The 23,305-nt window shown below is 62.8% G+C and carries 22 protein-coding genes; 7 read left to right on the top strand and 15 right to left on the bottom strand.

The features are described from left to right. Nucleotides 1-10: 10 nt before the first annotated feature. From QRN51_RS19180 to QRN51_RS19165, 4 genes are all read right to left on the bottom strand, one after another. Nucleotides 11-1,105, bottom strand: a complete 1,095-nt coding sequence (locus QRN51_RS19180) for an ABC transporter permease (RefSeq protein ID WP_284991409.1) — start codon at nucleotides 1,103-1,105, stop codon at nucleotides 11-13. Further along, a complete protein-coding gene (locus tag QRN51_RS19175) occupies nucleotides 1,102-2,643 on the bottom strand; it encodes an ABC transporter permease (RefSeq protein ID WP_284991408.1) in 1,542 nt (513 codons plus the stop codon). The genes QRN51_RS19180 and QRN51_RS19175 overlap by 4 nt, the downstream gene beginning before the upstream one ends. 180 nt (nucleotides 2,644-2,823) lie before the next feature. Next, nucleotides 2,824-4,599 carry an ABC transporter family substrate-binding protein gene (locus QRN51_RS19170; RefSeq protein ID WP_059387469.1) on the bottom strand — a complete coding sequence of 592 codons (1,776 nt, stop codon included), beginning with the start codon at nucleotides 4,597-4,599 and terminating at the stop codon, nucleotides 2,824-2,826. A 439-nt stretch (nucleotides 4,600-5,038) separates the two neighbouring features. Continuing rightward, nucleotides 5,039-6,805: a GNAT family N-acetyltransferase gene (locus QRN51_RS19165; protein WP_284991406.1), complete on the bottom strand. Its 1,767-nt coding sequence runs from the start codon at nucleotides 6,803-6,805 to the stop codon at nucleotides 5,039-5,041. A gap of 84 nt (nucleotides 6,806-6,889) precedes the next feature. On the opposite strand from QRN51_RS19165, the gene QRN51_RS19160 reads away from it, so the two are divergent. After that, a complete protein-coding gene (locus tag QRN51_RS19160; RefSeq protein ID WP_284991404.1) occupies nucleotides 6,890-7,669 on the top strand; it encodes an alpha/beta fold hydrolase in 780 nt (259 codons plus the stop codon). Nucleotides 7,670-7,682: 13 nt separating this feature from the next. On the opposite strand, the gene QRN51_RS19155 is transcribed toward QRN51_RS19160, so the two are convergent. Further along, a complete protein-coding gene (locus tag QRN51_RS19155) occupies nucleotides 7,683-8,195 on the bottom strand; it encodes a DUF1877 family protein (protein WP_284991403.1) in 513 nt (170 codons plus the stop codon). Between the two features lie 342 nt (nucleotides 8,196-8,537). Here QRN51_RS19155 and QRN51_RS19150 point away from each other — a divergent pair, with 342 nt between their 5' ends. From QRN51_RS19150 to QRN51_RS19140, 3 genes are read left to right on the top strand one after another with little or no spacing between them, the layout of a single operon-like run. Beyond that, on the top strand, nucleotides 8,538-9,230 hold the full coding sequence (locus QRN51_RS19150) for a histidine phosphatase family protein (protein ID WP_059387466.1): 693 nt from the start codon (nucleotides 8,538-8,540) through the stop codon (nucleotides 9,228-9,230). 24 nt (nucleotides 9,231-9,254) lie between these two features. After that, on the top strand, nucleotides 9,255-9,803 hold the full coding sequence (locus QRN51_RS19145) for a DUF3090 domain-containing protein (RefSeq protein WP_284991402.1): 549 nt from the start codon (nucleotides 9,255-9,257) through the stop codon (nucleotides 9,801-9,803). Beyond that, nucleotides 9,803-10,570: an SCO1664 family protein gene (locus QRN51_RS19140; protein ID WP_059387465.1), complete on the top strand. Its 768-nt coding sequence runs from the start codon at nucleotides 9,803-9,805 to the stop codon at nucleotides 10,568-10,570. Before QRN51_RS19145 ends, QRN51_RS19140 begins: the two co-directional genes overlap by 1 nt. 21 nt (nucleotides 10,571-10,591) lie before the next feature. On the opposite strand, the gene ychF is transcribed toward QRN51_RS19140, so the two are convergent. Continuing rightward, a complete protein-coding gene (gene ychF / locus QRN51_RS19135; protein WP_234748400.1) occupies nucleotides 10,592-11,677 on the bottom strand; it encodes a redox-regulated ATPase YchF in 1,086 nt (361 codons plus the stop codon). 123 nt (nucleotides 11,678-11,800) lie between these two features. On the opposite strand from ychF, the gene QRN51_RS19130 reads away from it, so the two are divergent. Then, complete coding sequence (locus QRN51_RS19130) at nucleotides 11,801-13,015, top strand: DNA recombination protein RmuC (protein WP_284991399.1); 1,215 nt, start codon at nucleotides 11,801-11,803, stop codon at nucleotides 13,013-13,015. Between the two features lie 62 nt (nucleotides 13,016-13,077). Here QRN51_RS19130 and QRN51_RS19125 read toward each other — a convergent pair whose 3' ends face one another. Beyond that, the gene (locus QRN51_RS19125; protein WP_284991398.1) at nucleotides 13,078-14,163 is read right to left on the bottom strand and encodes a 4-hydroxy-3-methylbut-2-enyl diphosphate reductase; all 1,086 of its coding nucleotides are present in this window, start codon (nucleotides 14,161-14,163) and stop codon (nucleotides 13,078-13,080) included. Next, nucleotides 14,160-15,050 (bottom strand): hypothetical protein, encoded by an 891-nt coding sequence (locus QRN51_RS19120; protein ID WP_284991396.1) that lies wholly within the window; start codon nucleotides 15,048-15,050, stop codon nucleotides 14,160-14,162. The genes QRN51_RS19125 and QRN51_RS19120 overlap by 4 nt, the downstream gene beginning before the upstream one ends. A gap of 246 nt (nucleotides 15,051-15,296) precedes the next feature. Here QRN51_RS19120 and xseA point away from each other — a divergent pair, with 246 nt between their 5' ends. Continuing rightward, nucleotides 15,297-16,652, top strand: a complete 1,356-nt coding sequence (xseA, locus tag QRN51_RS19115) for an exodeoxyribonuclease VII large subunit (RefSeq protein WP_502870884.1) — start codon at nucleotides 15,297-15,299, stop codon at nucleotides 16,650-16,652. A 3-nt stretch (nucleotides 16,653-16,655) separates the two neighbouring features. Then, nucleotides 16,656-16,913: an exodeoxyribonuclease VII small subunit gene (locus tag QRN51_RS19110; RefSeq protein WP_059387462.1), complete on the top strand. Its 258-nt coding sequence runs from the start codon at nucleotides 16,656-16,658 to the stop codon at nucleotides 16,911-16,913. Here the strand turns inward: QRN51_RS19110 and QRN51_RS19105 are convergent. The 7 genes from QRN51_RS19105 to QRN51_RS19075 all read right to left on the bottom strand — a co-directional run bounded on the left by QRN51_RS19105 (nucleotide 16,910) and on the right by QRN51_RS19075 (nucleotide 23,265). Next, a complete protein-coding gene (locus QRN51_RS19105) occupies nucleotides 16,910-17,764 on the bottom strand; it encodes a polyphosphate kinase 2 family protein (protein ID WP_059387461.1) in 855 nt (284 codons plus the stop codon). The two genes, QRN51_RS19110 and QRN51_RS19105, sit on opposite strands and share 4 nt — an antisense overlap. A 50-nt stretch (nucleotides 17,765-17,814) precedes the next feature. After that, on the bottom strand, nucleotides 17,815-19,035 hold the full coding sequence (locus QRN51_RS19100; RefSeq protein ID WP_059387460.1) for a pyridoxal phosphate-dependent aminotransferase: 1,221 nt from the start codon (nucleotides 19,033-19,035) through the stop codon (nucleotides 17,815-17,817). A 142-nt stretch (nucleotides 19,036-19,177) separates the two neighbouring features. Beyond that, nucleotides 19,178-20,122 (bottom strand): ABC transporter substrate-binding protein, encoded by a 945-nt coding sequence (locus QRN51_RS19095; RefSeq protein WP_284991392.1) that lies wholly within the window; start codon nucleotides 20,120-20,122, stop codon nucleotides 19,178-19,180. Continuing rightward, the gene (locus QRN51_RS19090) at nucleotides 20,119-20,865 is read right to left on the bottom strand and encodes an ABC transporter permease (RefSeq protein ID WP_284991390.1); all 747 of its coding nucleotides are present in this window, start codon (nucleotides 20,863-20,865) and stop codon (nucleotides 20,119-20,121) included. Before QRN51_RS19090 ends, QRN51_RS19095 begins: the two co-directional genes overlap by 4 nt. Then, nucleotides 20,862-21,584, bottom strand: coding sequence for an ABC transporter permease (locus QRN51_RS19085; RefSeq protein WP_284991389.1), 723 nt, complete (start codon nucleotides 21,582-21,584; stop codon nucleotides 20,862-20,864). The genes QRN51_RS19090 and QRN51_RS19085 overlap by 4 nt, the downstream gene beginning before the upstream one ends. After that, nucleotides 21,584-22,669: an ABC transporter ATP-binding protein gene (locus QRN51_RS19080; RefSeq protein ID WP_284991388.1), complete on the bottom strand. Its 1,086-nt coding sequence runs from the start codon at nucleotides 22,667-22,669 to the stop codon at nucleotides 21,584-21,586. The genes QRN51_RS19085 and QRN51_RS19080 overlap by 1 nt, the downstream gene beginning before the upstream one ends. A 137-nt stretch (nucleotides 22,670-22,806) precedes the next feature. Then, a complete protein-coding gene (locus QRN51_RS19075; RefSeq protein ID WP_059387458.1) occupies nucleotides 22,807-23,265 on the bottom strand; it encodes an NUDIX hydrolase in 459 nt (152 codons plus the stop codon). Nucleotides 23,266-23,305: the final 40 nt, after the last annotated feature.

Here is a 23,305-nt window from a genome sequence, read left to right as displayed (position 1 = left end):
CGGGTAGCACTCAGCTGCCTTTCGAGGCGTCGGCAACGGGCGCCGTCGTGCTCGAGTGGCGCGTGGTTTCGATGGCGGTCTTGGCTTTGAACTTCTTCTGCCGGGGATCGAAGGCGTCCCGCAGGCCGTCTCCGATGAAGTTGATGCTGAGGCAGATGAGGATGATGAACAGGCCGGGGAACCAGAACAGCCACGGCCGTGTGGCGAACGCTTCTTGGTTCTGGGCGACCAGCAGGCCGAGCGAGGTGTCGGGAGCCTTCACGCCGAGGCCCAGGTAGCTGAGGGCCGTCTCGAGCAGGATCGCCGCGGACATGGTCAGCGTCACGTTGACGATCAGCACACCGACGGCGTTGGGGAGGATGTGCTTGAAGATGATCCTTGCGTTGGACGCGCCGGAGATCCTGGCTGCGTCTACGAACTCCCGCTCGCGCAGGGTCAGGAACTCACCGCGGACCAGGCGGGCGAGGCCCACCCAGCTCACAAAGCCGAGAAAGATGCCAAGGACTACGACGCCGTTGTTGGCGGCAAATCCGGTCAGCCAGCTTCCCTCATCCCTGCGGTTGGCTATCTGGCCGACAACGGCCGCGAGGAGCAGCAACGGAATGATGATGATGACATCGGTCAGGCGCATGAGGATGGCTTCGACCCAGCCGCGGAAATAGCCGGCGAGTCCCCCGACGATTGCGCCGACCGCGCCCGCGATGGCGCCGATCAGGACCATGACCGTGATGGATTGTTGGGCACCGCGCATGGTCATGGCAAACAGATCGCGTCCAATACGGTCCTGGCCGAAGGGGTGCTCTCCCCAGGCGAGCGGCCAAAACGACGACGTGGGGGCACCGTCATTGACCAAGGGCGAAACGTCCACATGGTTGTACTTCCACCATCCGGGAATCCCGAATGCGCCCACCGAGGTGAAAGCAAGCAGGAAGATCACTGCAAAAACCGCGAGCCCGATCAGGGCGCCGGTGTGGCCGAAAAACCTCTTGCGGACAATCTGGCCCTGGCTCAGGCCGCTGGTGACTTCGCTGCTTGCATGGGTGGCTGCAGCTTCGGCAAGCGCCTGTTGCGCGAGGAGTTCTTCCTCTTGGGTTGGCTGGCTCATGCTTTGATCCTTACGCGTGGGTCGAGCGCGGAGTACGCGAGGTCCGCTATCAGGTTGAAGACCATGGCGGTGATTGCAACACAAAGGAACACGCCCATCACGGGGTTCGGGTCAGTGTGCAGCAGTCCGTCGATGAACAGGAAACCCATGCCCCGAACGGAGAAGACCGTTTCCGTGATGACGGCGCCACCGATCAACGCACCGATGTCGAAAGCAACGATCGTTGCAATAGGGATCAGGGCGTTCCGGAAGGCGTGGCCCATGATCACGGAACGTTCGCTCAGACCCTTTGCCCGCGCAGTCCGGATGTAGTCCATGTTCATGATTTCGAGCATCGACGAGCGTGTGAACCGGGTGTAGCTGGCCAACGACACAAGGATGAGGGCAATCGTCGGCAAGACGAGGTGGGTCAAGGTGTCTGTCGACATGATCCAGAAATCGCCTTGGATGTTCGGGGTTCCTGCCCCGATCGTGGCGATGGGGCGCCCGCGCACCCGGCTGTTGTTGAAATAGGACGGCCAAGCCTGCATGAATTTGTCCACAACCACAAGGAACCCGACCAGGAAGGCGGTCAGCCCAGCGGCGCGCATGGACTGGCCGCGGTCGTAGCCGCCCATGAAGTACCCCACTGCCACGCCAACCAAGATAGTGGCGATGGCCAGGAGGAAGATCATCAGCCCGGTCGCGTCATTGAGCAGCGGCTGCACAGCAAAGTAGGCAACCACGCCAATGCCCACCACGATCAGGCTTGATTGCAGGGCCTTGCGGTTCTTGAGTCCGGAAACCAAAATCGTGATTCCGAAGGCGATTCCCACCCCCATGATGGCGATGATGACCGGCCCCAGGCCCGGATTGCGGAACCATTGAGTCAGCGAGAAGTAGAAGAGAATAAGCGAAACAGCCGCAAAAACCGAGCCTCCGACGATCAGTCGGCGCCTCACCGCACCGCCGACGACGACGGCCCCGACGATGCCCAGGACGGCCCCGATTCCAAGGGCCACGACCGGCGGTATTTCGGGATTTCGGAGGAAGTCATTAAAGCCGATGGCACCGAATTCCTTGAGGAGAACGGCTACCCAGAAGATCGGCAGGGAGAAGAACAGGAACGCCATGAAGGTTACGCCGTAGTCCAACGCGCTGTACTGGCGCAGTGCCGTAACGATGCCGAGCGAAATGCCGATGAGAATCGCAAGGATGGTCGCACCGGTAACCAGCGTCAGGGTTTGGACCAGCGCGAAACCGAGCGCCTCCGTGATTGGCTGCCCCGCAATGTTCTTACCGAGATTGCAGGCATTGCCGAAGGGAACCAGACACTGGGCAGCGCCTCCCAACCACTTGAAATAGCGCAGCGGCGCCGGTGTGTCGAGGTCGAGCAGATTGATCCGCGCATCCATCAGTGCTTGCCGGTTCGGCGCGCTGCTGGTGCGGAGCTCTTCCAAAGGGTCCCCGGACAACGCCGTCAGGAGATACACCAGGAAAGAAGCTCCAAGGAGAATGAATGCGGCGGTTACGAGCCGCCGGACGATATAGGTCACCATGGTGAAGAACCTCGAAATCCAGGCCCGGGGTCTCCGGCGCCTATCGCAGAATCGTGCCCCTTCCCTGCTTGAGGTCGTTGGGGAAGCAGACAATGTGCCGGTTCGCCAACCCGAAGGCGCCGGGACCATGATACGTCGGTCCCGGCGCCTCGGCTGGCGATATTGCGCGCTAGTTGGGCCTTACTTCTGAGCCCACTCCCAGAAGTTCCACCAAACGCCAGTCTGGTTCGGCATGAGCTTCACACCGGTGATGCGGTCGCTGTAGGCGTCCACGTTCACGGACTGGAAGAGCGGCACGCCGTATGCGGAGTCCCAGATCTTCTTGTCGATCTGCTTCTGCAGATCATCCTGCTTGCTGCGGTCGGTGGTGACCACGAGCTCTTCCATCAACTTGTCAGCGTCAGTGTTGCTGAACTGGTTGAAGTTGTTGCCACCAGCGGTCTTGAAGATCTGCGGAACGCCGGAGACACCGACGCCCGGGTTGATCCAGCCGAAGATGGTGGCATCGTAGCCGCCCTTGCCCAAGGCCTTGCCCCAGTCGGACTTGCCCAGGCCGCCGTCGACGATCTTGAAGCCAGCCTTGGTGGCGGATTCGCGGATCAGCGAGAAGGCGTCAACGCGGTTGGGGTTGTCCTTGTTGTACATGATGCGGATTTCCGGAGTAGCGCCGTTCAGGAGCTTCTTGGCACCATCAATGTCCACGTCCTGGTAGGCCGAGGAGCCGTTGTTCTTGGCGGAGTCAGCGTAGGCAGCCTGCTGGGGAACGAAGATCTGCGAGTCCAGCGGCTTCGCGTTCGGGTCAAGCTTGCCAATGATCTTGCTGACGATGTCCTTGCGGGGCACCGTCTTCATGAAGGCGGTACGCACGTTTTGGTCGGCCAGCGGACCCGAGAAGTTCAGGTCCAAGTGGTCGAAGGCCAGTTGGTTGCCCTGGTCGACAGTGACGCCCTGGCTGGAGAGAGCCTTCAACTGGTCGAGGGTGTCCGCGGAAGCCTGCGGGGCAATGATGTCCGCCTCGCCGTTCTTGAGGGCCTGGACCTGTGCCGGCGCCGAACCGATGTACCGGACGGTAATTTCGTCAAGGTTTGGAGTCGGTCCCCAGTTGTAGTCCTTGTTGCGAACCATGGTGAGGGACTGGTCCTGGTTCATGCTCTTGACGATGTAAGGACCGTTTGAGAGGAACAGGGTCGGGTCAGCGGGAAGCGTCTTCGTGTCGAAGCCGGTGTTCCACATGTCCGACATTGCCTTCAGCTTCGGGTCGGCGGGCAGCGGTGCCTTGGAGTCTCCGCGCGGCTTGCTCTTGAAGAAGTCAATCAAGGCCTGGGTGTCCTTCAGGCCGGCCTTCTGCGCAAGGACATGGGCAGGAACGTCAATGCCGGGACCACCAAGCACGATCTCCCAGTCAGCGAACGGCTTGGAGTACTTGAGGGTGAGGGTCTTGTTGTTGTTGCTGATCTCCGGGAAGTCCGTCAGACTCAGGCCCGTGTTGTCACCAGCGTACGAGAAATAGGACGTGCCCGTCTTTGCCTTGGCATCGGCGTCGTCGTAGTAGCCGGAGAACGCCGCCCACTGCAGGAGGAGGTCAGCTGCGGAGACCGGGGTGCCATCAGACCACTTCACACCATCGTTGATGGTGTACTTGACGGTCAGCGGGTTGTCCGAGACCTTCTCCATCTTGCCGAACTTGTCGTTGTGTACGACGTTCAGCTTGTTGTCGATGTAGTAGAAGCCCGAGTGCGTTGCGTAGCTGACCTTGGAGTTGATGTCAGTATTGCCATCGGCTGTGTTGGGGTTGAACGTGTTGAAAGCGTTGACCTCGACCACAGTGGCCGTGCCACCCGTCTTGGCTGCTCCAGTGGATGGGGTATTGCCACCGGAATTGCCGGCACAGGCGCTCAGTGCGATCGCGGCGATTGCCGCAATACCCACTGCTTTGGAAGTACGTCCGAAACGCATTCCGCCTCCTATTTTTTTGAGTGGAAAAAGCCGGCGCTGTTGACTCCGGCAGACTGCCACAACCCCCTCAGCAGGCTTGTGGCTCGTCTCACATGAGCAGTAGCCTAGCGCCCGGAACGGATCTTTGGGTCTAAAGTTTCCCGCCAGTAAAGTTTGTTATCGAGATGCAATCATTGAAGGACGTCCTAGGGGTTCCGTGATCCGCGCCAACATGACATAAGCCCCGATTCACGGCGAACCGGGGGCTTATGTCAGTTAATTCCCCATCACTGAACCCTCCTGGCGGGGAGTGCCTGGAACAGATCTCACGATCCGATGGCAGCGTGCAGCGGTATCCAGACCTCGTGTTGGGGTTTACGTTGAGGTGCATGGGCGAGAAATTCACTTATGTGGGCGGTCCCCGTGATAAAGAACGCAGCGAGGGCGAGGTATCGGACTTCTATATCCGGCGCTTCAGTCCTACGTGGGCCGTCCGGTATCCGAGTCGGGTGTAGAAGGCTCGAGCCTGCTCCCGTGCTTCGTCTGTGGTCACTTGTGCCAGTTGCGCCCCGCGCGCACGCCCAAAATTGTGTGCCCACTCAAGCATCGCGGTGCCCAGGCCTTGTGAACGTTCCGCGGCAGCAACCCGCAGTCCCTCGATCTGCAAGCGGGAAGAACCACCCCGGGAAAGTCCTGGGATAACAGTCAATTGCATCGTGGCAACGATGCGATCGGCATCATTTCGGACAACTCCCAGATAGTTGGAGCGGTCCCGAACAACCAGGTTGTAGGCCGCCTCGTATCGTTCGAGCTCGACGCACTCACGATCGGGGCCGAACTGATCATCGGACAGCAGCGCGGCGATGGCCTCGACATCATCGCGGCTCGCCCGTTCCAGCCTGAAGGTCCGGCCCGCCACCCGCAGCAGTCCTCGAACCGAGGATCGCGCATCTGCCTGCAAACGAGCGACCAGCAGATCGAGCCATCCGCCGACGTTGGCTCGAGCCTCAACGGTGTCGGGATAACGGCACCTCAAATGCAGGCCGGACTCGTCCAGGATGAACCAAAGCATGACGCCGTCCGTGTCGATTGTCGCGCTCACGTACTGGGCGTCGAGTCCGACCGAGTCGATTCGTACCGGCAGCCTGCGTAGGTCCAGCCAGGAGATCGCGAACATCCCAGGAGCGGCGGGCATGCCGCCCCATGGAGCCAGAACGTCCGCGAGCGGCCACGAGCCAAGCTGCACAGCCTCTTTTACCGCGGCCGCCGCGGCGAGCGGCTCGGGGACCGCAGATTCAAGCACCGAATTGGTAATGAACCAGCCGACTGAGTCATGCCATTTGTCGTCGAAGCGGCTGTGCACGGGAAACACAGCCCGCAGCGGGGTTCCCGCCAACTCGCGGGTCACCGCGGTCATCGCAACAACAGCGAGTGCGAGCGTCGAGACGCCGTCGTTGCGGGCTTGCGCCGCGAACGCCGCACCGTCGTCGAGATCGAACACATCCCGGACTTCCACACGCTCGCGCTGAGGATCGGGCGCACCCAGGGGCAACGGGAATTGCGGCATGACTCCGCCGCTGTCCCCGATGATTTGTTCCCACCGTTGACGCACGTGGTCCGGCGCCGCTTTCCGGTCTAGAAGTGCTTGCGTGTGCTCAACAAATGCCGGGGCTGGCTCGGGCAACAATTCGCGGCCGGCGCTCCCGGCGTCGAGGGCCGACAGCAGGTCGCGCGCGATCACCAGCATCGACCACATGTCGACGTGGGAGTGGTCGGCTGCAATCACAACCGTGAGTCCGGCAGCAGTCTCCAATACGCACAGGCGGTGTGAGGGTTGTTGGTATGGCGAGCACGCGGCGTCGAGAATGTCCCGCACTGCATCATTGACGGCTTGGCCTGGAGACACCTGATGCTCCACCCAGGTTCCCGGACCAATATCAATTTCGTAAAGCTCCGGCTCACCGTCCGCACCGGGAACGAAAGCCGTTCGCAGCGTGCCGTGGCGGCCGACGACGGCCAGCCAGGCATCGGCAATCGACTCACGACGAGTTGGTGCAGGCAGCCGAAAAGACATTGCCATCCAGGAGCCGGACCGGTCGCCGGCTCCTACATGGAGCCGCTGGTCAAAGGACACCGGAAGACGCCGGCGGAGCGCAGACACGCTGACGTCATAGCCCCAAAGTCGTCCGAACGGTAGCCGCAGGTGCGTGACGTTGGTCAGGCGCATGGCAGTATCCTATCGCCCCAGATAGCCTGAACGTTCAACGCGGCCGCTCAAGGTGGCGCTGCCAGTCACGGAACGAGGAGCCTGATGCCCACTTTCGAGGTTCCCGGAGCCGAGCTTGCGGTTGCTTTGAGCGACGAAGGTGGACACCCGGTTGTCCAACTGCATGGCCTGACATCAAGCCGCGCGCGTGATCGGGTGCTCAACCTCGACCTCGGCCGAGGGCTGAGTGGAACTCGACTGCTGCGGTACGACGCACGCGGCCATGGCCGGTCGACAGGGCGCAAGGTCCCCGAGGACTATCAATGGCAAAACCTCGCCGATGACCTCCTGCGGCTGCTCGATCGCTGGTTCCCCGGCGAACGTGTCCACGGAGTCGGTCCCTCGATGGGTACCGGCACGCTCTTGCACGCCGCTTCCCGCGAGCCTGGCCGCTTTAGCGGGCTCACGCTGATGGTGCCACCCACCGCGTGGGAAACCCGAGCCGCACAGGCTGCAAACTACCGGGCTGCCGCGGCGCTTATCGAGGCTGTTGGCGTCGAGGAATTCCTGGCCACCACGCGCGGGGCAACACCGCCGCCGGCCACAATTGGGGCGCCAGAGACCGTGCCCGACGTCGCCGACGCCCTCTTGCCGTCGTTGTTTCGAGGCGCGGCACTCAGCGATCTGCCTGATCTTGAGGCCCTCGCGCGAATCGACGTACCGGCGACGATCCTGGCCTGGGTCGATGATCCGGGCCACCCGCTGTCAACCGCGGAAACCCTTGCCGCGCTGCTCCCCCAAGCAACGCTGACAGTAGCCCGCACCCCGGAGGACGTCGAAACCTGGCCTAATATCCTGAGCCAGGATGTCGCCGGTTGGGGTTAAGCCAGGATGATCGTTACCCGATCAGGTAGACCATGCCGCGCCCCTCGTCGGCGAGATTGGTGGCGAAGACCCGGGCCCGTCGAAGATAGCCAACGGCATACTCGACGTCAAGGTCCCGATCGACATATGGCGAATCCGGCAACCGCTGCCTCACCTCCGCATCAGAGATATCGTCCAAGTCCTGAGCAATCGACAAAACCTCGGACGGAGTCAGGGCCCTTACCCACGGATCCCAACCTTCGCCATGCATGGTCACGTTGCCTTCAAACATACGAAAAGCGGGTCGCGCCGCCATGGCCGCCCCCAATGGGGCCGTGAGAACCTGCAGATGCCGCCATGCCTTGTCCAGATAGAGCATGTCGCGCTCAGATATCAATTGTTCGAAGGTGGTACCGCTGGTCCCGACACCAGGGTCAAGGCCCCAAGCATCAGCAAGTGGATCGACGGACACGAAGGTCATCGGGTCGGAAAGCACCTGTTCAGTGAGTTCGCCGTCGAATGCATATGCGTAATATCTGATTCCCATTCACCAAGTATTGCCAAAGCGCAAGCTGCGCAGGAGGGCTGAGTTGCGTTATGTGGATAACTCGCGAGATGAACTGTACCGGCATGTCGATGACCAGCCGCACCGATTTGTTCACGCACCCCTGAGAGGCGTGATGGCCGCGATCTGCCCGGCCGCACGAACTTCGGCAACGTCGGGGATCGGCCATCGGCGAAAGACCGGGCACCTGACCAGGATGTAAACGCCGTGATCGCCGTGGGCAGCAGGCATCCGGCCGGCGAAGTCGCCCTGGTCTACCCCGTGCCGGATAGGACGGCGTAAATATCCGAGCCACCGCAGCGTGCGGGTGGTTAGGCTGGGTGGATGGCGACAGTTATTCTCGTGCGGCACGGCCGCACTACAGCCAATGCCACGGGGCTGCTGGCCGGGCGGGCGGTCGGCATCAGCCTGGACCAGGTCGGGCGCGACCAGGCGGCTCTGGCTGGAGACCGGCTCGCCGCGGTGCCCTTGGTCGCGGTGGTGTCGAGCCCGCTTGAGCGTTGTCAGCAGACCGCCCAGCTCATCCTCGATCGCCAGGCTGGCACGCCGTACGCGCCGGTCGATCCCGATCTCACCGAGTGCGATTACGGTCAGTGGCAGGGCCGCATGCTCAGTGATCTCGCGACCGAGGATCTGTGGCCGGTTGTGCAGTCCCAACCGTCCGCCGTCGTCTTTCCCGGAGGTGAATCCATGGCCGCGATGCAGGCCCGGTCGGTGGCCGCGATTCGGCGCCACGATGCAGCCTTCGAAGCCGAGTACGGGCCAGGAGCTGTGTGGGTTGCGGTAAGTCACGGTGACATCATCAAGTCAATCCTCGCCGACGCGCTCGGCATGCACCTTGACCTGTTCCAGCGTATTACCGTGAACCCCGCTTCCGTATCGATCGTGCGCTACGGCGGTAACCAGCCGAGCGTCTACGCGACCAACACCGATGCGGGTGATCTGTCCTGGCTGTCGAACGGCATCCAGTCCGGCGATGCGCCGGTGGGCGGCGGTCCAGGGCGGAAGGCGCCATGAACCTCATGTGCCTAGAATACTGACATGCCTACACGTGTTCACGAGTTTGCCTGGCCTGATCGGGTCGTCGTCGGCACCATTGGCCTTCCGGGGGCGCGCACGTTCTACCTGCAGGTGCGCGCCGGGACGCAGATCGTGACTGTGGCCCTGGAGAAAGAGCAGTCGGCTCTGCTCGCGGAGAAGATCGACGAAATTCTCGACCAGCTCATCACCGTGGAGGGCAACCCCTTCAGCGTCCCCACGGGTACTCCCGTTGAACTTGTCGACAATGACCAGCTCGAGTCCGTTGAGGAGCAGTTCCGCACCGGCGCCATGAGCTTAGGGTGGGACCCAACCACGGCCCAGATCGTACTAGAGGCCTTCCCCATCACCGATGCCGACGCCGACGACAACGACAACGATGAGGACAGCGCTAACGAGACCGAAATGCTGCTGGTCCGCATGCCGGTCGGCACGGCCCGCGCCTTCGCCAAGCGCACCCGTGAGATCGTGGGCGCCGGGCGTCCGACGTGCCCGCTCTGCGGGTACCCCATCGACGCCGACGGGCACATCTGCACCCTTCCCGAGGTCTGATGCCGACGCCGGAGCTCAGGACCGCCGAGTTGAAGCTCACCGGCCGCATCACGACGGCTTCAAACGCTACATTTCTGGGCAGCATCGGCGACGTGGTGGTCGTCTATAAGCCCATAGCCGGCGAAACTCCGCTGTGGGACTTTCCCCACGGCACCCTGGCCCACCGGGAGGTGGCCGCGTACCTGGTCTCGCAGGCTTTCGGCTGGGACATCGTGCCGCACACTTGGCTGCGCGATGGTCCGATGGGCGAAGGTATGGTGCAGCTCTGGCAGGACCAAGACCCCGCCCAAAACGCCGTGGACCTCGTGGCGACAGACCACGTGCCGGAGACGGGCTGGAAACACGTTCTCGAGGGACGGGATGGCAACGGACGCATGGTCACCCTCGTCCACGAAGACTCGCCAGCACTCAGGCGCATGGCGGTGTTCGACACCGTCGTCAACAACGCCGACCGCAAGGGTGACCACATTCTCGCCATGCCGGACGGACAGCGCCATGGCGTGGACCATGGCCTCACCTTTCACCGTGACCACAAGCTGCGCACGGTGCTGTGGGGATGGTTGGGAGACCCTCTGACCGCCGAGGAACGCGAGGGCATCGATCGTGTCAGCGAAGGACTGCACGGTGAACTGGGCCGAAACCTGGCGGACTTGCTCAGTGCCGAAGAAATCGCATCGCTCGCCGCGCGCTGCGCCCGGTTGCGCTTGGCAGGGCGGTTTCCGGCTCCGAGCGGTGAGATGCCAGCGGTGCCCTGGCCGCTGTTCTAGGGAATTGCCCTCCCGCAGGGGCTAGACGTTGAAGCGGAACTCCACCACGTCGCCGTCGGCCATGACGTATTCCTTGCCTTCAATTCGGACCTTGCCGCGGGACTTTGCCTCGGCCATGGACCCGGCGGCGATGAGGTCATCGAAGGAGACAACTTCGGCCTTGATGAATCCGCGCTGGAAATCCGTGTGGATGACTCCTGCGGCCTGGGGCGCGGTGTCGCCACGGTGGATGGTCCAGGCGCGGGCTTCTTTGGGACCAGCAGTCAGGTAGGTCTGCAGTCCAAGCGTGTGGAAGCCGACGCGTGCCAGCTGGTCGAGGCCGGATTCGTCCTGGCCGTTCATCTCGAGCATCTCGCGGGCTTCTTCCTCGTCGAGTTCGACGAGATCCGATTCGAGCTTGGCGTCAAGGAAAATGCAGTCCGCCGGCGCCACCATGGCGCGCAGTTCCTCTTGCTTTTCAGGGTTGCCGAGGATTCCTTCGTCCGAGTTGAAGACATAGATGAAGGGCTTGGCCGTGAGGAGGCTGAGCTCTTTGAGGTGCTCCATCTCGAGCTTGTCGCTCTTGACCGAAGAGAAGATCGTGTCGCCACGTTCCAAGACGGCCTGGGCAGCCAGGATCGCTGCGAGTTCCGCGGCTTCCCGCTTCTTGATCTTGACTTCCTTTTCGATCCTGGGAATGGCCTTTTCGATCGTCTGGAGATCGGCCAGGATCAGTTCGGTGTTGATCGTCTCAATGTCCGAGCGCGGATCGACTTTGCCGTCGACGTGGACAACGTCGGGGTCATCGAAGACGCGGATGACCTGGGCGATGGCTTCTGCTTCGCGGATGTTCGCGAGGAACTTGTTGCCCAGGCCTTCGCCCTCGGAGGCGCCCTTGACGATACCTGCGATGTCAACGAACGAGACGACCGCGGGCAGGAGGCGCTGCGATCCGAAGACCTCCGCCAACTTCTGCAGGCGCGGGTCCGGGAGGTTGACGACGCCGACGTTTGGCTCGATGGTGGCGAACGGGTAGTTCGCGGCCAGCACCTGGTTGCGGGTCAGTGCGTTGAAAAGAGTTGATTTGCCGACGTTGGGCAGTCCGACGATGCCAATAGTAAGAGCCACGAGCATTGATTCTACCCGTTGAGTGCCCCTCTCCGCTTTCGCGGGTGGAACCGTGGACCCCACGCCCGGGCGCCGAGATCCGGCTTCGCTATATTGTCCGACCACTATGCCAAGGTTGGAGACATGGATGGTTTTGCAGTAATACTCGCTTTGTTCATGCTTCTTCTGGGAGCGGCCGCCGGGGTGGTGGCTGGTTTCCTGCTGTTCAGGCGCCGCACTGCCGCGCTTGAGGAAGATTTCGACGGCGTCTCCGCCCGGCTTGCCGCGGTGAACGCCCAGTTTGCCGCCGCCGACGCCGAACGGCGGCTTCTGCTGTCGCAGAACCGTGAACTGAACGAGTCCAGGAACCAGGATGGCAGTGTGTTGCGCGCGCTCGCCCCCGTTGCCGAGAAGCTGACGGCCGTCCAGCAACAGGTCTCGCTTCTGGAGCGTGATCGCTTGGAGCAGTACGGCCAGCTTGCCCAACAGCTCCAGGAAGCCCGGCTGTCCGATGAACAACTCCTGCGCTCCACGCACGCACTGGCCTCCGCCCTTCGGTCGAACAGTGCCAGGGGGCAGTGGGGTGAAGTCCAGCTGCGCCGGGTGGTGGAGGCCGCCGGCATGCTGCGTCACGTCGATTTCCACGAGCAAGTGCATTCCGCGTCCGCCGACAACGCCGTCCGGCCGGATCTTGTGGTCCAGTTGCCGGGTGGAAAGCAGTTGGTGGTGGACGCCAAGGTTCCGTTGGCGTCCTACCTCGCTGCCCAGGAACAGGGCAATTCCACCCAGCGGGTCAACGGCCTCCAATCTGTGGGCAACGGCGCGGATGCCCTGCTGCTCGCACATGCGAAGGCCCTCAAGTCCCACGTGGATGCCCTGGGGTCCAAGAAGTACTGGGACATCCCCGGCAACTCGCCAGAGCTGGTGATCTGCTTCCTGCCCGCGGAGTCCATCCTGGCCGCCGCCCTCGAAGCGGATCCGGCGCTCTTGGATCACGCCTTGTCCAGAAACGTGGTGCTCGCGTCCCCCGGCACCTTGTTGGCAGTTCTAAAGTCCGTCGCCTTCACCTGGCGCCAGGACGTCCTGACGGACAATGCCCGGGAGCTCTTCGAGCTCGCCCGGCAGCTCTACGAACGCATGGGGACGCTCGGCGACAACGTAGGCAAGCTGGGTTCGTCGCTGAAGACCTCGGTGGATCGCTACAACGCGCTGGTCGGAACGCTTGAAGCACGCGTCTTGCCCACCGCACGGAAGCTCAACTCCATGGACGCCGACGGGCTGGTGTCGCCGTCGGCCGTGGAAGCCGTGCCGCGGACCCTTGCCGCACCCGAACTGATCGAAGACGAATCCGCGGCCTAGGACTGTCTGGTAGTCGTCCGGGCCCGGACCCAGGACCCAGGACCCAGGACCCAGGACCCAGACTACGAAGTCGGTCGGTTCCCGCGCCCACCCAAGGCGCGAGTGACGTCCCCGGCCTCTTTGAGGGTGGCGCGCAGTTCCTTCGGCAGGGAGAACAGCAGGTCTTCCTCCGCCGTCACCACCTCTTCAACCGCACCGTAACCGTAGTCGGCCAGCAATCGGAGAACGTCCTGGACCAGGACCTCCGGAACGGAGGCGCCGGACGTCACGCCCACTGTGGCGACGCCTTCGAACCAGCTCTCGTCGACTTCGTTCGCGAAATCGACCCGGTAAGAGGCCTTGGCGCCATATTCAAGCGCCACTTCGACGAGCCGCACGGAGTTGGAAGAATTCGCAGATCCCACCACAATCACGAGGTCGGCCTGCGGGGCAATCTTCTTGATGGCCACTTGGCGGTTGGTAGTGGCATAGCAAATGTCGTCGCTGGGCGGATCCTGCAACGTGGGGAACCGCTCCTTGAGCATCCGGACGGTCTCCATGGTCTCGTCGACGCTCAGCGTGGTCTGCGAAAGCCAGATGGTCTTCTCCGGATTGCGCACAGTGACCTTGTCCACCTCATGCGGACCATTGATGATCTGGATGTGGTCCGGGGCTTCGCCCGCCGTTCCTTCCACTTCCTCGTGGCCGTCGTGGCCGATCAGGAGAATGTCGTAGTCTTCCTTGGCGAAGCGGACGGCTTCGCGGTGCACCTTCGTGACAAGCGGGCAGGTGGCATCGATGGTCCGAAGACCGCGGTCTTCGGCCGATTGCACGACCGCCGGGGACACGCCATGGGCCGAGAAGATCACGAGGGCGCCTTCGGGTACCTCGTCCGTCTCTTCAACGAAGATGGCACCCTTCTCCTCCAGCGAGGTGACCACGTGGACGTTATGCACGATCTGCTTGCGCACGTAAACCGGCGGCCCATAGTGTTCCAGTGCCTTCTCCACCGCGATGACCGCACGGTCGACGCCTGCGCAATATCCGCGGGGGGCCGCGAGCAAGACGCGCTTGGGGCCGGCGACCGGAGCGGCGGCCAGCACCTCTTCCGGCGTCCGACGCCTACGCGGGACAGAGGGCATCGGAATGGAAACTGCTGAGCTGGTCATCCCTCCATGCTACCGGCAGCGTTCACCCGCACGCTCGGCCTGGCTTTGCGTGAGAAGATCACGCCGAGCAGGCCAAGAAGCGCGAGCACTCCAGCGGCAATCCAGGCGATGGTGATCCAGCCGGCGAAATTGTCGACCGCCGCTGCCAGCAGCTCACGCGCGAAGAGGCCACCCGTAGCGGTTCCGCCCAGGCCCGCATCGCCTGCGCCCTTCAGCACCGTCGTGGCCACTTGCCACAGCGCCGCGACTGCGGCCAAGCCCAGTCCGGCAAAGAGGAGAACCACACCCCTGCGCCTCGCGGCAAGCAGGCCCAGGGCAAACAGCAGGACGGCGCCGAGGCCGGGAATCCACCACATCGGCGCATATGCGGCGATGGCATCTACCTGCTGGCGCTGGGCGGGGCCGCCGATGTTGATCAGCGTGGAGTCCGGCGTCGCAATGGGGAGGCCCGTTGCCGCGTGCAGCCGGTCAGCGGCAAGCTTCACCAAGGGGCCGACGTCGAGCACCAAGGACGTTCCCGCGGTCGAGTTCCCGGGGCGGGCACTGCCTGCGAAAGTCAGTTGGTGGCTCCGGCGTACGGTTTCATTCCACGCTTGCGGATATTCGGGCCACGTGGTCATCGCGGTGGCCGCGTCCTTGAGGAAGGAAGCGCCAAGTTGTTCCACCGGCGCCGGCAGGTTGACCTTGGATTCCAGGCTTGCGACGGCAGTAGCCGCCAGGCGCGCTTGGAACGCTTGATCCTTCCCGATCGAAGAGGTAAGCGCCACAAACCCGTCTTCCCGGACGATGTTGGTGTCCGTCCATGCCATCGGGACGGCGATTGCTGTGAGCAGAAGGGCAAAGATCACTGCGATTGCAGAGACGAACGAGCGCAATGGATTCCTCAAGTTTGGAGTGCAGCAGTTCCAGGCGGGGCGACGACGGGTAAATGTCGGCCATGCATGCTACAAGGTATGGATAGAGTTGGAAGCCTGCCGCCTGCTTTTCGGTAGCAAAATTTCAGTAGCTCTTATAGCAGGAATACTTCCGGCACCCCTAGCAAAGTACCAGCGAGGACAGAACCATGCACCAGCCACCAACAGGAGGCTACCCGCGTGTCCTATGACGCCGTACCCGGCGGGGCGCCACGCGCGTTGCCGATTTCGGGATTCCCGAACCCTGGATCAGAGGACGAAGAGTCCCGCCAAGGAGAACCCACGAAGGCAGAGTCAACCCTTCCGGCGACGGCGTCGGAGACCAGTCCCGACAATCCTTGGCCGCTGCAGTTGCTGTCCCGCAAGCTCAAGACCCACATAGAACGGGCTCCGGCCGCTTGGATCGAAGGCCAGGTCATCGAGCTCAACCGTCGCGGCGGCAGCGCCTTCGTGACGCTGCGTGATACCGACGCAGAGATCTCCTTGCCCGCATCGTTGTGGTCCAATGTCCTGGACCGCCAGAAGATGCCGCTGGAGCGTGGCTCACGCGTCGTGGCCTTGGTGAAACCTGAATTCTGGCTCAAGACCGGCCGGCTCAACATGTCGATCAAGGACATCCGTCCCGTCGGCCTAGGCGATCTCCTCGCCAGAATCGAGCGCTTGCGCCAGGCCCTTGGCGCTGAAGGGCTTTTTTCAGACTCGAGGAAAAAACGGCTGCCCTTGCTCCCCCACCGGATCGGGCTCATCACCGGCCGCGATTCCGACGCCAAGAAAGACGTCCTGCGCAACGCGGCGCTTCGCTGGCCCGCCGTCGAATTCGCCGTCCGGGAAGTCGCAGTCCAGGGTGTCACGGCAGTCGGCCAGATCCTGGCTGCGCTCAAGGAGCTCGACGCCGATCCGCACGTGGACGTGATCGTGATCGCCCGTGGTGGCGGAGCCCTGGAAGATCTGCTTCCGTTCAGCAACGAAGAGCTCGTCCGGGCAGTATCCGCGGCGGCCACTCCGGTGGTCAGCGCAATTGGCCATGAAGCCGACCATCCCATCCTGGACGACGTCGCCGACCTTCGCGCATCCACGCCCACCGACGCCGCAAAGAGGATCGTCCCTGACGTCGCCGAGGAATTGGCGAGGGTACGCCAGGCCCGCGAGCAGCTACGCCGCGGCGTGGGACGCCTCGTGGACCGCGAAACGGATCGACTCCACGCGCTGAGATCACGCCCTGTGCTGGCGTCCCCCGAAGGAATGGTCACGGCGCGGGAGGACGACGTCGAACGGCTCCGGAAGCACGCCCACACTGCGGTGAGCTCCGCGGTTATCCGCGCACTTGACCAGGTGCACCACCTTCGCGCCCAGGTAAGGGCATTGTCCCCCCAAAAAACCTTGGACCGCGGGTACGCCGTCGTCCAGCTTGCGGGAGCGGACGGAGTGGGACACGACGTCGTCCGGAACCCGGACCAGGCCCCTGACGGCACGGAGCTGACGCTCCGTTTGGCGGAAGGCCGCCTTGCCGCTGTATCTTCCGGAACCCTGGCACCTGCCGGACAACCCAGCCAGCACAAGCAAAATGAGGACTAAGAAATGACAGCAGAAAACACATCCCCTGCGGCCAAGGCTTCCGCTGAGGACCTGGACGCCCTCAGCTACGAGGAAGCCCGCGAGCAGCTCATGGCCATCGTTGGCCGCCTCGAAGCCGGCGGAGCAAGCCTTGAGGAATCACTCGCTCTCTGGGAACGCGGCGAGGCTTTGGCGAAGCGCTGCGAAGAGTGGCTGGAGGGTGCCCGCAGAAGGTTGGCCGCGGCCCGGAACAACGGCGAGGATGAAGCGACGGCCTCTTAGGATTGGACGGCCATCGCCCGTTCCGCCGACACGTCAAAGTCGGCTTTCGGCCAGCTCAGGTCCAGCTTCCCGAGGGCCTCAAGCAGAAGCTCCTGGACGGCGATCCTCGCGAACCATTTCTTGTTCGCCGGAACCACATACCAGGGCGCTACCTCCGTTGAGGTCTTCTCAAAGACCAGCTGATACGCCTCCATATAGGAATCCCAAAACGCGCGTTCCTTGAGATCGCCTGTGCTGTACTTCCAGTGCTTGGACGGGTCATCCAATCGCGCCAGCAGTCGCGTTTTTTGTTCATCGCGGCTGATGTTGAGCATGACCTTGACGATCGCCGTGCCCTGTTCGGCCAAGCCTGCCTCGAACTCGTTGATGGCCGCATAGCGTCGTTCCAGTTCATCTTCATTGGCCCAACCGTGCACCCGGTGGATCAGCACGTCCTCGTAGTGGGATCGGTCAAAAACCCCGACGAATCCCGCCGCCGGCAGGGCCCTCTCGATCCGCCACAGGAAATCGTGGGCCTTCTCCTCATCAGTCGGAGCCTTGAACGGAGCAACCTTGACACCCTGGGGATCCATCGATCCGACGACGTGCTCAACAATCCCGCCTTTGCCCGCCGTGTCCATGGCTTGCAGGATCAACAGCACTCGTTTGGAGCTGCCGAATTTTCCCTCGGCAAAGAGCATCTCCTGCAGGACGTCCAAACGACCGTCCTGCGCTGCCAGCAAGGCGACGCCGTCAGACTTCTTTCCCTTGTAGCCGGGCGTCGATTCGGGGTCTGCTGCATCCAGCGAGAATCCAGGGCCGGCCTTCAAGATCGTGGATACCTGCTTGGTGAACTCCTTGGTCCCGGCCATGTCGATGTCCCCTCTGGTCCGGCCGCATTCGTCGCGGCTTGCACAACAGGCTAGTTGCCTTGGTACCGCCCGAGGAAGTCCGCCATGCGTCCAATCGCTTCTTCAATGTCCTTGACGTTCGGCAAGGTCACCATGCGGAAGTGGTCAGGCCGCACCCAGTTGAAGGCGCGTCCGTGTGAGACGAGGATTTTTTGTTCTTTGAGCAGGTCGAGGACGAATTTCTCGTCGTCGCGGATGTGATAGACCTCGGGGTCCAACTTCGGGAACAGATAGAGGGCACCCCTGGCCTGTTGTGTGCTGACACCGGGGATGGCGTTGAGCAGATCGTAGGCCTTGTTCCGCTGTTCGAGGAGCCTGCCGCCGGGCAAGATGAGATCGTTGATGCTTTGGTGGCCACCGAGGGCGGTCTGGATGGCATGCTGGGCCGGCACGTTGGCGCAAAGGCGCATGTTGGCCAGCAGGTTGATGCCCTCGAGGTAGTCTGCGGCGTCTTTCTTGGGGCCGGAGATAGCCATCCAGCCGGCGCGGTAGCCACATACCCGGTAGGCCTTGGACAATCCGCTGAACGTCAGGCAGAGGACATCGTCGCCGGTGAGTCCGGCAAGATTCACGTGGACAGCGTCTTCGTAGAGGATCTTCTCGTAGATCTCGTCGGCGAACACAACGAGTCCATGCTTTTCAGCGAGGGCCACGATCTTCTTGAGGGTTTCCTCCGGGTACACGGCACCCGTGGGGTTGTTGGGGTTGATGACCACGATGCCCTTGGTTTGAGGCGTGATCTTCGATTCCATGTCCTCGAGGTCCGGCTGCCAGCCCGATTCCTCGTCGCACAGATAGTGGACCGGACGGCCGCCGGCAAGTGCCACCGAGGCGGTCCAGAGCGGGTAGTCGGGAGTGGGAATGAGGATCTCATCCCCCACCTCCAGCAAGGCCATGAGGGACATGGTGATGAGCTCGCTGACGCCGTTGCCAAGGTAGATGTCGTCAACGTGGATGTTTTGGATGCCGCGGGTCTGGTAGTACTGCGAGACGGCGGTACGGGCCGAGAAAATTCCGCGCGAATCGCTGTATCCCTGGGCATGCGGCAGATGGCGGATCATGTCCACCAAGATCGCGTCCGGCGCTTCAAATCCGAACGGTGCCGGGTTTCCGATATTCAGTTTGAGGATGCGGTGACCCTCTGCCTCCATCTGCTGGGCGGCCTGAAGAATCGGTCCACGGATGTCGTAAAGGACATTATGAAGCTTGGTGGACTGCTTGAATTCTGCCATTCATCAAATATGCCACACCGGGGATGTACTTCCGTTGAGACATCACTCACATTGGGAACGACGGCGGCGAGGCCCACACCAGGGTTCCTCGCCGCCGTCGTCCTTAGCCGGGGCCTCCGCCGCCGGGCACTGCTTGGGAAAGCTACTTCACGATCCCTTTGTCCTTGAGCCAAGCGGCTGCAGCGTCCTTTGGATTCTGCTTTTGGTTGCCACTGACCGCGCGGTTCAGGTTGATGAGGTCGTCCGTGGTGAGGATCTTCGAAACGTTGTTGAGGGCTGCCTTCGCCTTGTCCGTCATCTTGGCCATGTTGTACAGCGGGAGGACCTGCTGGGCCTTGAAGTTGTTCTTGGGATCATCCAGGACCACCAGCGCGTTGTCCTGGATGGACGGCGTGGTGGTGTAGATGTCGGCAACCTGGACATCATTGGTCAGCAGGGCCTGCAGCGTGAGGTTCCCGCCGCCGTCGCTGAACGGCTTCAGGCCCTTGAGCACGCAGTTGTAGTTGGCTTTGAGGCCAGGGAACCCGTAGGCGCGGGTCTCAAAGGTTGCCGGTGCTGCCATCGTGAGGTCCCCACAGACCTTGGCGAGGTCCTCGATGGACTTGAGCTGGTACTTCTCCGCCGTGGCCTTCGTGACAACCATGGCGTCCTTGTCCTCAGCCTTGGCGGGATCGAGCACTCCCAGGCCCTGCGGAAGCTTCCCGGGCAGCGCCTTGTAGACATCATCGGCCGATACCTGCGTGGCGTTCGTGTCCAGGTAGGACAACAGGTTTCCGGAGTAGTCAGGGGCGAGATCGATCGAACCGTCCTGTACGGCCTTGAAGTAGATCTCGCGGGATCCGATATTGGGCTTCGTCGTAGCGGTAACGCCGGCGGCGTTCAGTGCTCCGGCGTAGATTTCGGCGATGACCTGGCTCTCGGGGAAATCTGCCGAGCCCACCGTGAGCGAGCCGCCGGCCCCGGAGGGGGCGTTGGTGGACGGGCTGGACAGCGGGCTGCCGCCACATGCGCTGAGTGCAAGGGCAATGCCGACTCCGGCCGCCAGGCCGCCGAGCCCGCGGCGGGTCAGGGTGACGGGTTGCTTCATGCGGTACCTCCTTGAACGGCAGCCCCCGCCGGTGCGGCGGCTGCGAGATCTCCGGCGGCCTTGTGGCCGCCGCTGGAATCGATGGAAAGTCCGGGCGGGAGGAGGATCCTCTGCGCCACGGCCAGAACGAGGTCGACGGCGATTGCCAACGCCGCGATGAGCAGTGACCCGCCGAGCATGCGGGGGAAGTCCTGAAGGACCAATCCGTCAAAAAGATAACGCCCCAGGCCGCCCAGCGGAAGGTATGCCACCACGGAAACCGTCGCGATGACCTGAAGGACCGCCGTGCGGATGCCGCCGAACATGACCTGGAGTCCGTTGGGCAGCTCTACCCGGAACAAGATCTGCAGTTCCGTCATGCCCATGGCCCGGGCCCCGTCAACCACCGTTGGATCCACGCTGGAAATCCCGGCGTAGGTCCCGGCCAAGAGCGGTGGCACTGTCAAGATGACGAGGGCCCAAACCGGGGGCATGAGTCCGCTTCCAGCCAACAGGGCAAAGAGGACAAGCAGGCCGAGGGTCGGAAGTGCCCGCAAGGCCCCGGCGAACGCGACGGCGACCACGCGTCCGTGTCCCGTGTGGCCGATGAAGAGGCCCACCGGCACGGCGATCGCCGCGGCAATTACGAGGACCAGCCCGGAGTACTGCAGGTGTTCCAAGAGCCTTGTGGCGATTCCGCCGCTTCCTGACCAGTGGACCGGATCCGTGAGCCAAGCGAGGGTGTCAACGAAGATGTTGCTCATCGGGCGGCCTCCCCGTGGATCTCGGCATCCGCGATGAACTGCGCCGCTTTACTGTCGGCTTTACCATCCTGTCTGGTGGTTGCGGCGCTCGCCCGCGTCCAGGGGGTCAGCAGCTTCTCGAGCAGGACCAGGAACGTGTCCATGACGAGGGCAAGCAGGAGAATCGCGATGATGCCGATCACCACCTCAGTGACGAACGCCCGCTGCAGCCCGTCGGTGAACAGCATTCCCAGGTTCCCGACGCCTAGAAGCGCGGCGACGCTGACGAGGGAGATATTGCTGACGGACACCACGCGCAGGCCCGCAAAAAGCACAGGCAAGGAAAGCGGAAGGTCGATCTGGAGGAACCGTGCGGTCGGCTTGAATCCCATGGACACTGCCGCCATGCGGAGGTCGTCGTCCACGGAGTCGAAGGCGTCCATGGCAGCCCGCACGAGCAGGGCAACGGCGTACATGGTGAGGGCAACCACCACGTTGAGTGGATCCAGGATCCGGGTTCCGAGGATCGGCGGCAGGATGATGAAAAGCGCCAATGAGGGAATGGTGTACAGCAGGGAACTTGCTGTAGTGACCACGGTCCTGAGGGTACGGTTCCGGCGGGCCAGTTGCCCCAAGGGCACCGCAATGAGCAGACCCAGAACCATGGGAATCAAAGCCAGGACAAGGTGCTCGCCAGCCCGTTCGAAGACCATGCCGCTGTTCGCCAGGAACCATTCCATCAGGGGGCGTCCTCCCGGTTGTGCCGGGTCTGTTCGATGAACGCCAGCACTTCATCGGCTTTGAGGACGCCCTCGAGCCGCCCGTCGTCGTCCACCACCACGCCAAGGCCGGAAGGCGAGGACAACGCGGCATCCAGCGCCCTGCGGAGCGTGTCTCCGCGCCGGAACAAGGACCCACCGGGAATCAGCCCGGCGCCGTCGCGTGGTGAAGCCCATCCCATAGGCCGGGAGTCGCCGTCGAGCACCAGCGCCCATTCGGTGCTGCCCGCGGCAACGTGCGGGGCTTCCACGGTCTTGACCGGATGCACCGGAACAGCATCGGCGCCGTTGAAGGAAAGGTGCCGGAATCCCCTGTCACGGCCAACGAACGAGGCCACGAAGTCATTGGCGGGTGCCCGGAGGATCTCTTCGGGTGCCGCGTATTGCGCCAGTTTGCCCCCGACGGCGAAAACGGCCACTTTGTCGCCGAGCACGGTGGCCTCATCGATGTCGTGGGTGACGAAAACAATCGTCTTGGCCAGTTCGCGCTGGAGCCGGAGGAGTTCCTGCTGGAGTTCGTCGCGGACCACCGGGTCCACCGCGCTGAAGGGCTCGTCCATGAGCAGCACGGGCGGGTCCGCTGCGAGCGCTCGCGCCACGCCGACGCGCTGCTGCTGGCCGCCGGACAATTGGGACGGGTACCGCTTGCCGAGCACGGAAGCCAGCCCGACGACGTCGAGCAGTTCTTCCGCGCGTTTGCGTGCTGCCGCCCTGGAAACGCCGTTGAGCCGCGGAACGGTGGCAATGTTGTCCAGCACCGAGCGGTGCGGCATGAGTCCTGAGGACTGCATGACGTAACCCATGGAGCGGCGCAACTGGGCGGCAGGTTCGTTCGAGACATCCTTGCCGGCCACGGTGATGGTGCCCGAGGTGGGCTCTACCATGCGGTTGATCATCCGCAGGGACGTGGTCTTTCCGCAGCCCGAGGGTCCGACGAACACGGTGATGGCACCCTTGTCGATGGACATGCTCAATCCATCAACAGCGGGTTGTCCGCCCTGATACTGCTTGGTGACGCTCTGGAACTCAATCATGGCTTCAGCCATTCCGGGGCTTACCTAACTTTTTGGGCCGCAAATATCAACGATGGAACTCAATCAACAGCGAACTGATGTTCTACAGCCTAACCAGCACCACCGACGATGTCAGTGCAGGCGCGAAGACCGTAATGAATCGGCAATGCTCAGGGCGTCTGCAGTTTTCCGTTGAGGGGACGCTCACTGAGCAGGCGGAGGCCGATGTCCACCAGTGACACCCGGTTCAGTCCGGGAACCTTGCCCAGTGGCACCCAGGCGGCGTGGGTAGTGCTGCCGTCAATCTCGTGGGTCAATTCGCCGCCCGTGATGCTTGCCTCGTAGACCAGCCGGATTGCCTGGAAATCACGGCCTGATCCGTCCAGCCGCTCCTCACCCGGCCAGTGGCCGACGTCGATGCCGAGCATCGCTCCGATGTCGGCGTCGTATCCGGTTTCCTCCTGGATCTCGCGGCGGCAACCGTCGACTGGATGCTCCCCCAAATCCAGGCCTCCCCCGGGGAGGGTCCAGCCTTCCTTGCCGTCTTGCTTCCAATAGGCGAGAAGGATCGCTCCGTCGCGGATGACCACTCCGTACGCGGCCGGGCGGGTGTCGAACTGCATGCTCATGGAGCCAGCCTAGGCCTAAGCTGGAGGGAACACTGTTCAG

The organism is Arthrobacter sp. efr-133-TYG-120, assembly GCF_030209785.1.
Lineage (GTDB): Bacteria > Actinomycetota > Actinomycetes > Actinomycetales > Micrococcaceae > Arthrobacter.
The sequence above is the reverse complement of the archived record's forward strand: the minus strand, read 5'-3'. Positions and strand labels throughout refer to the sequence as shown.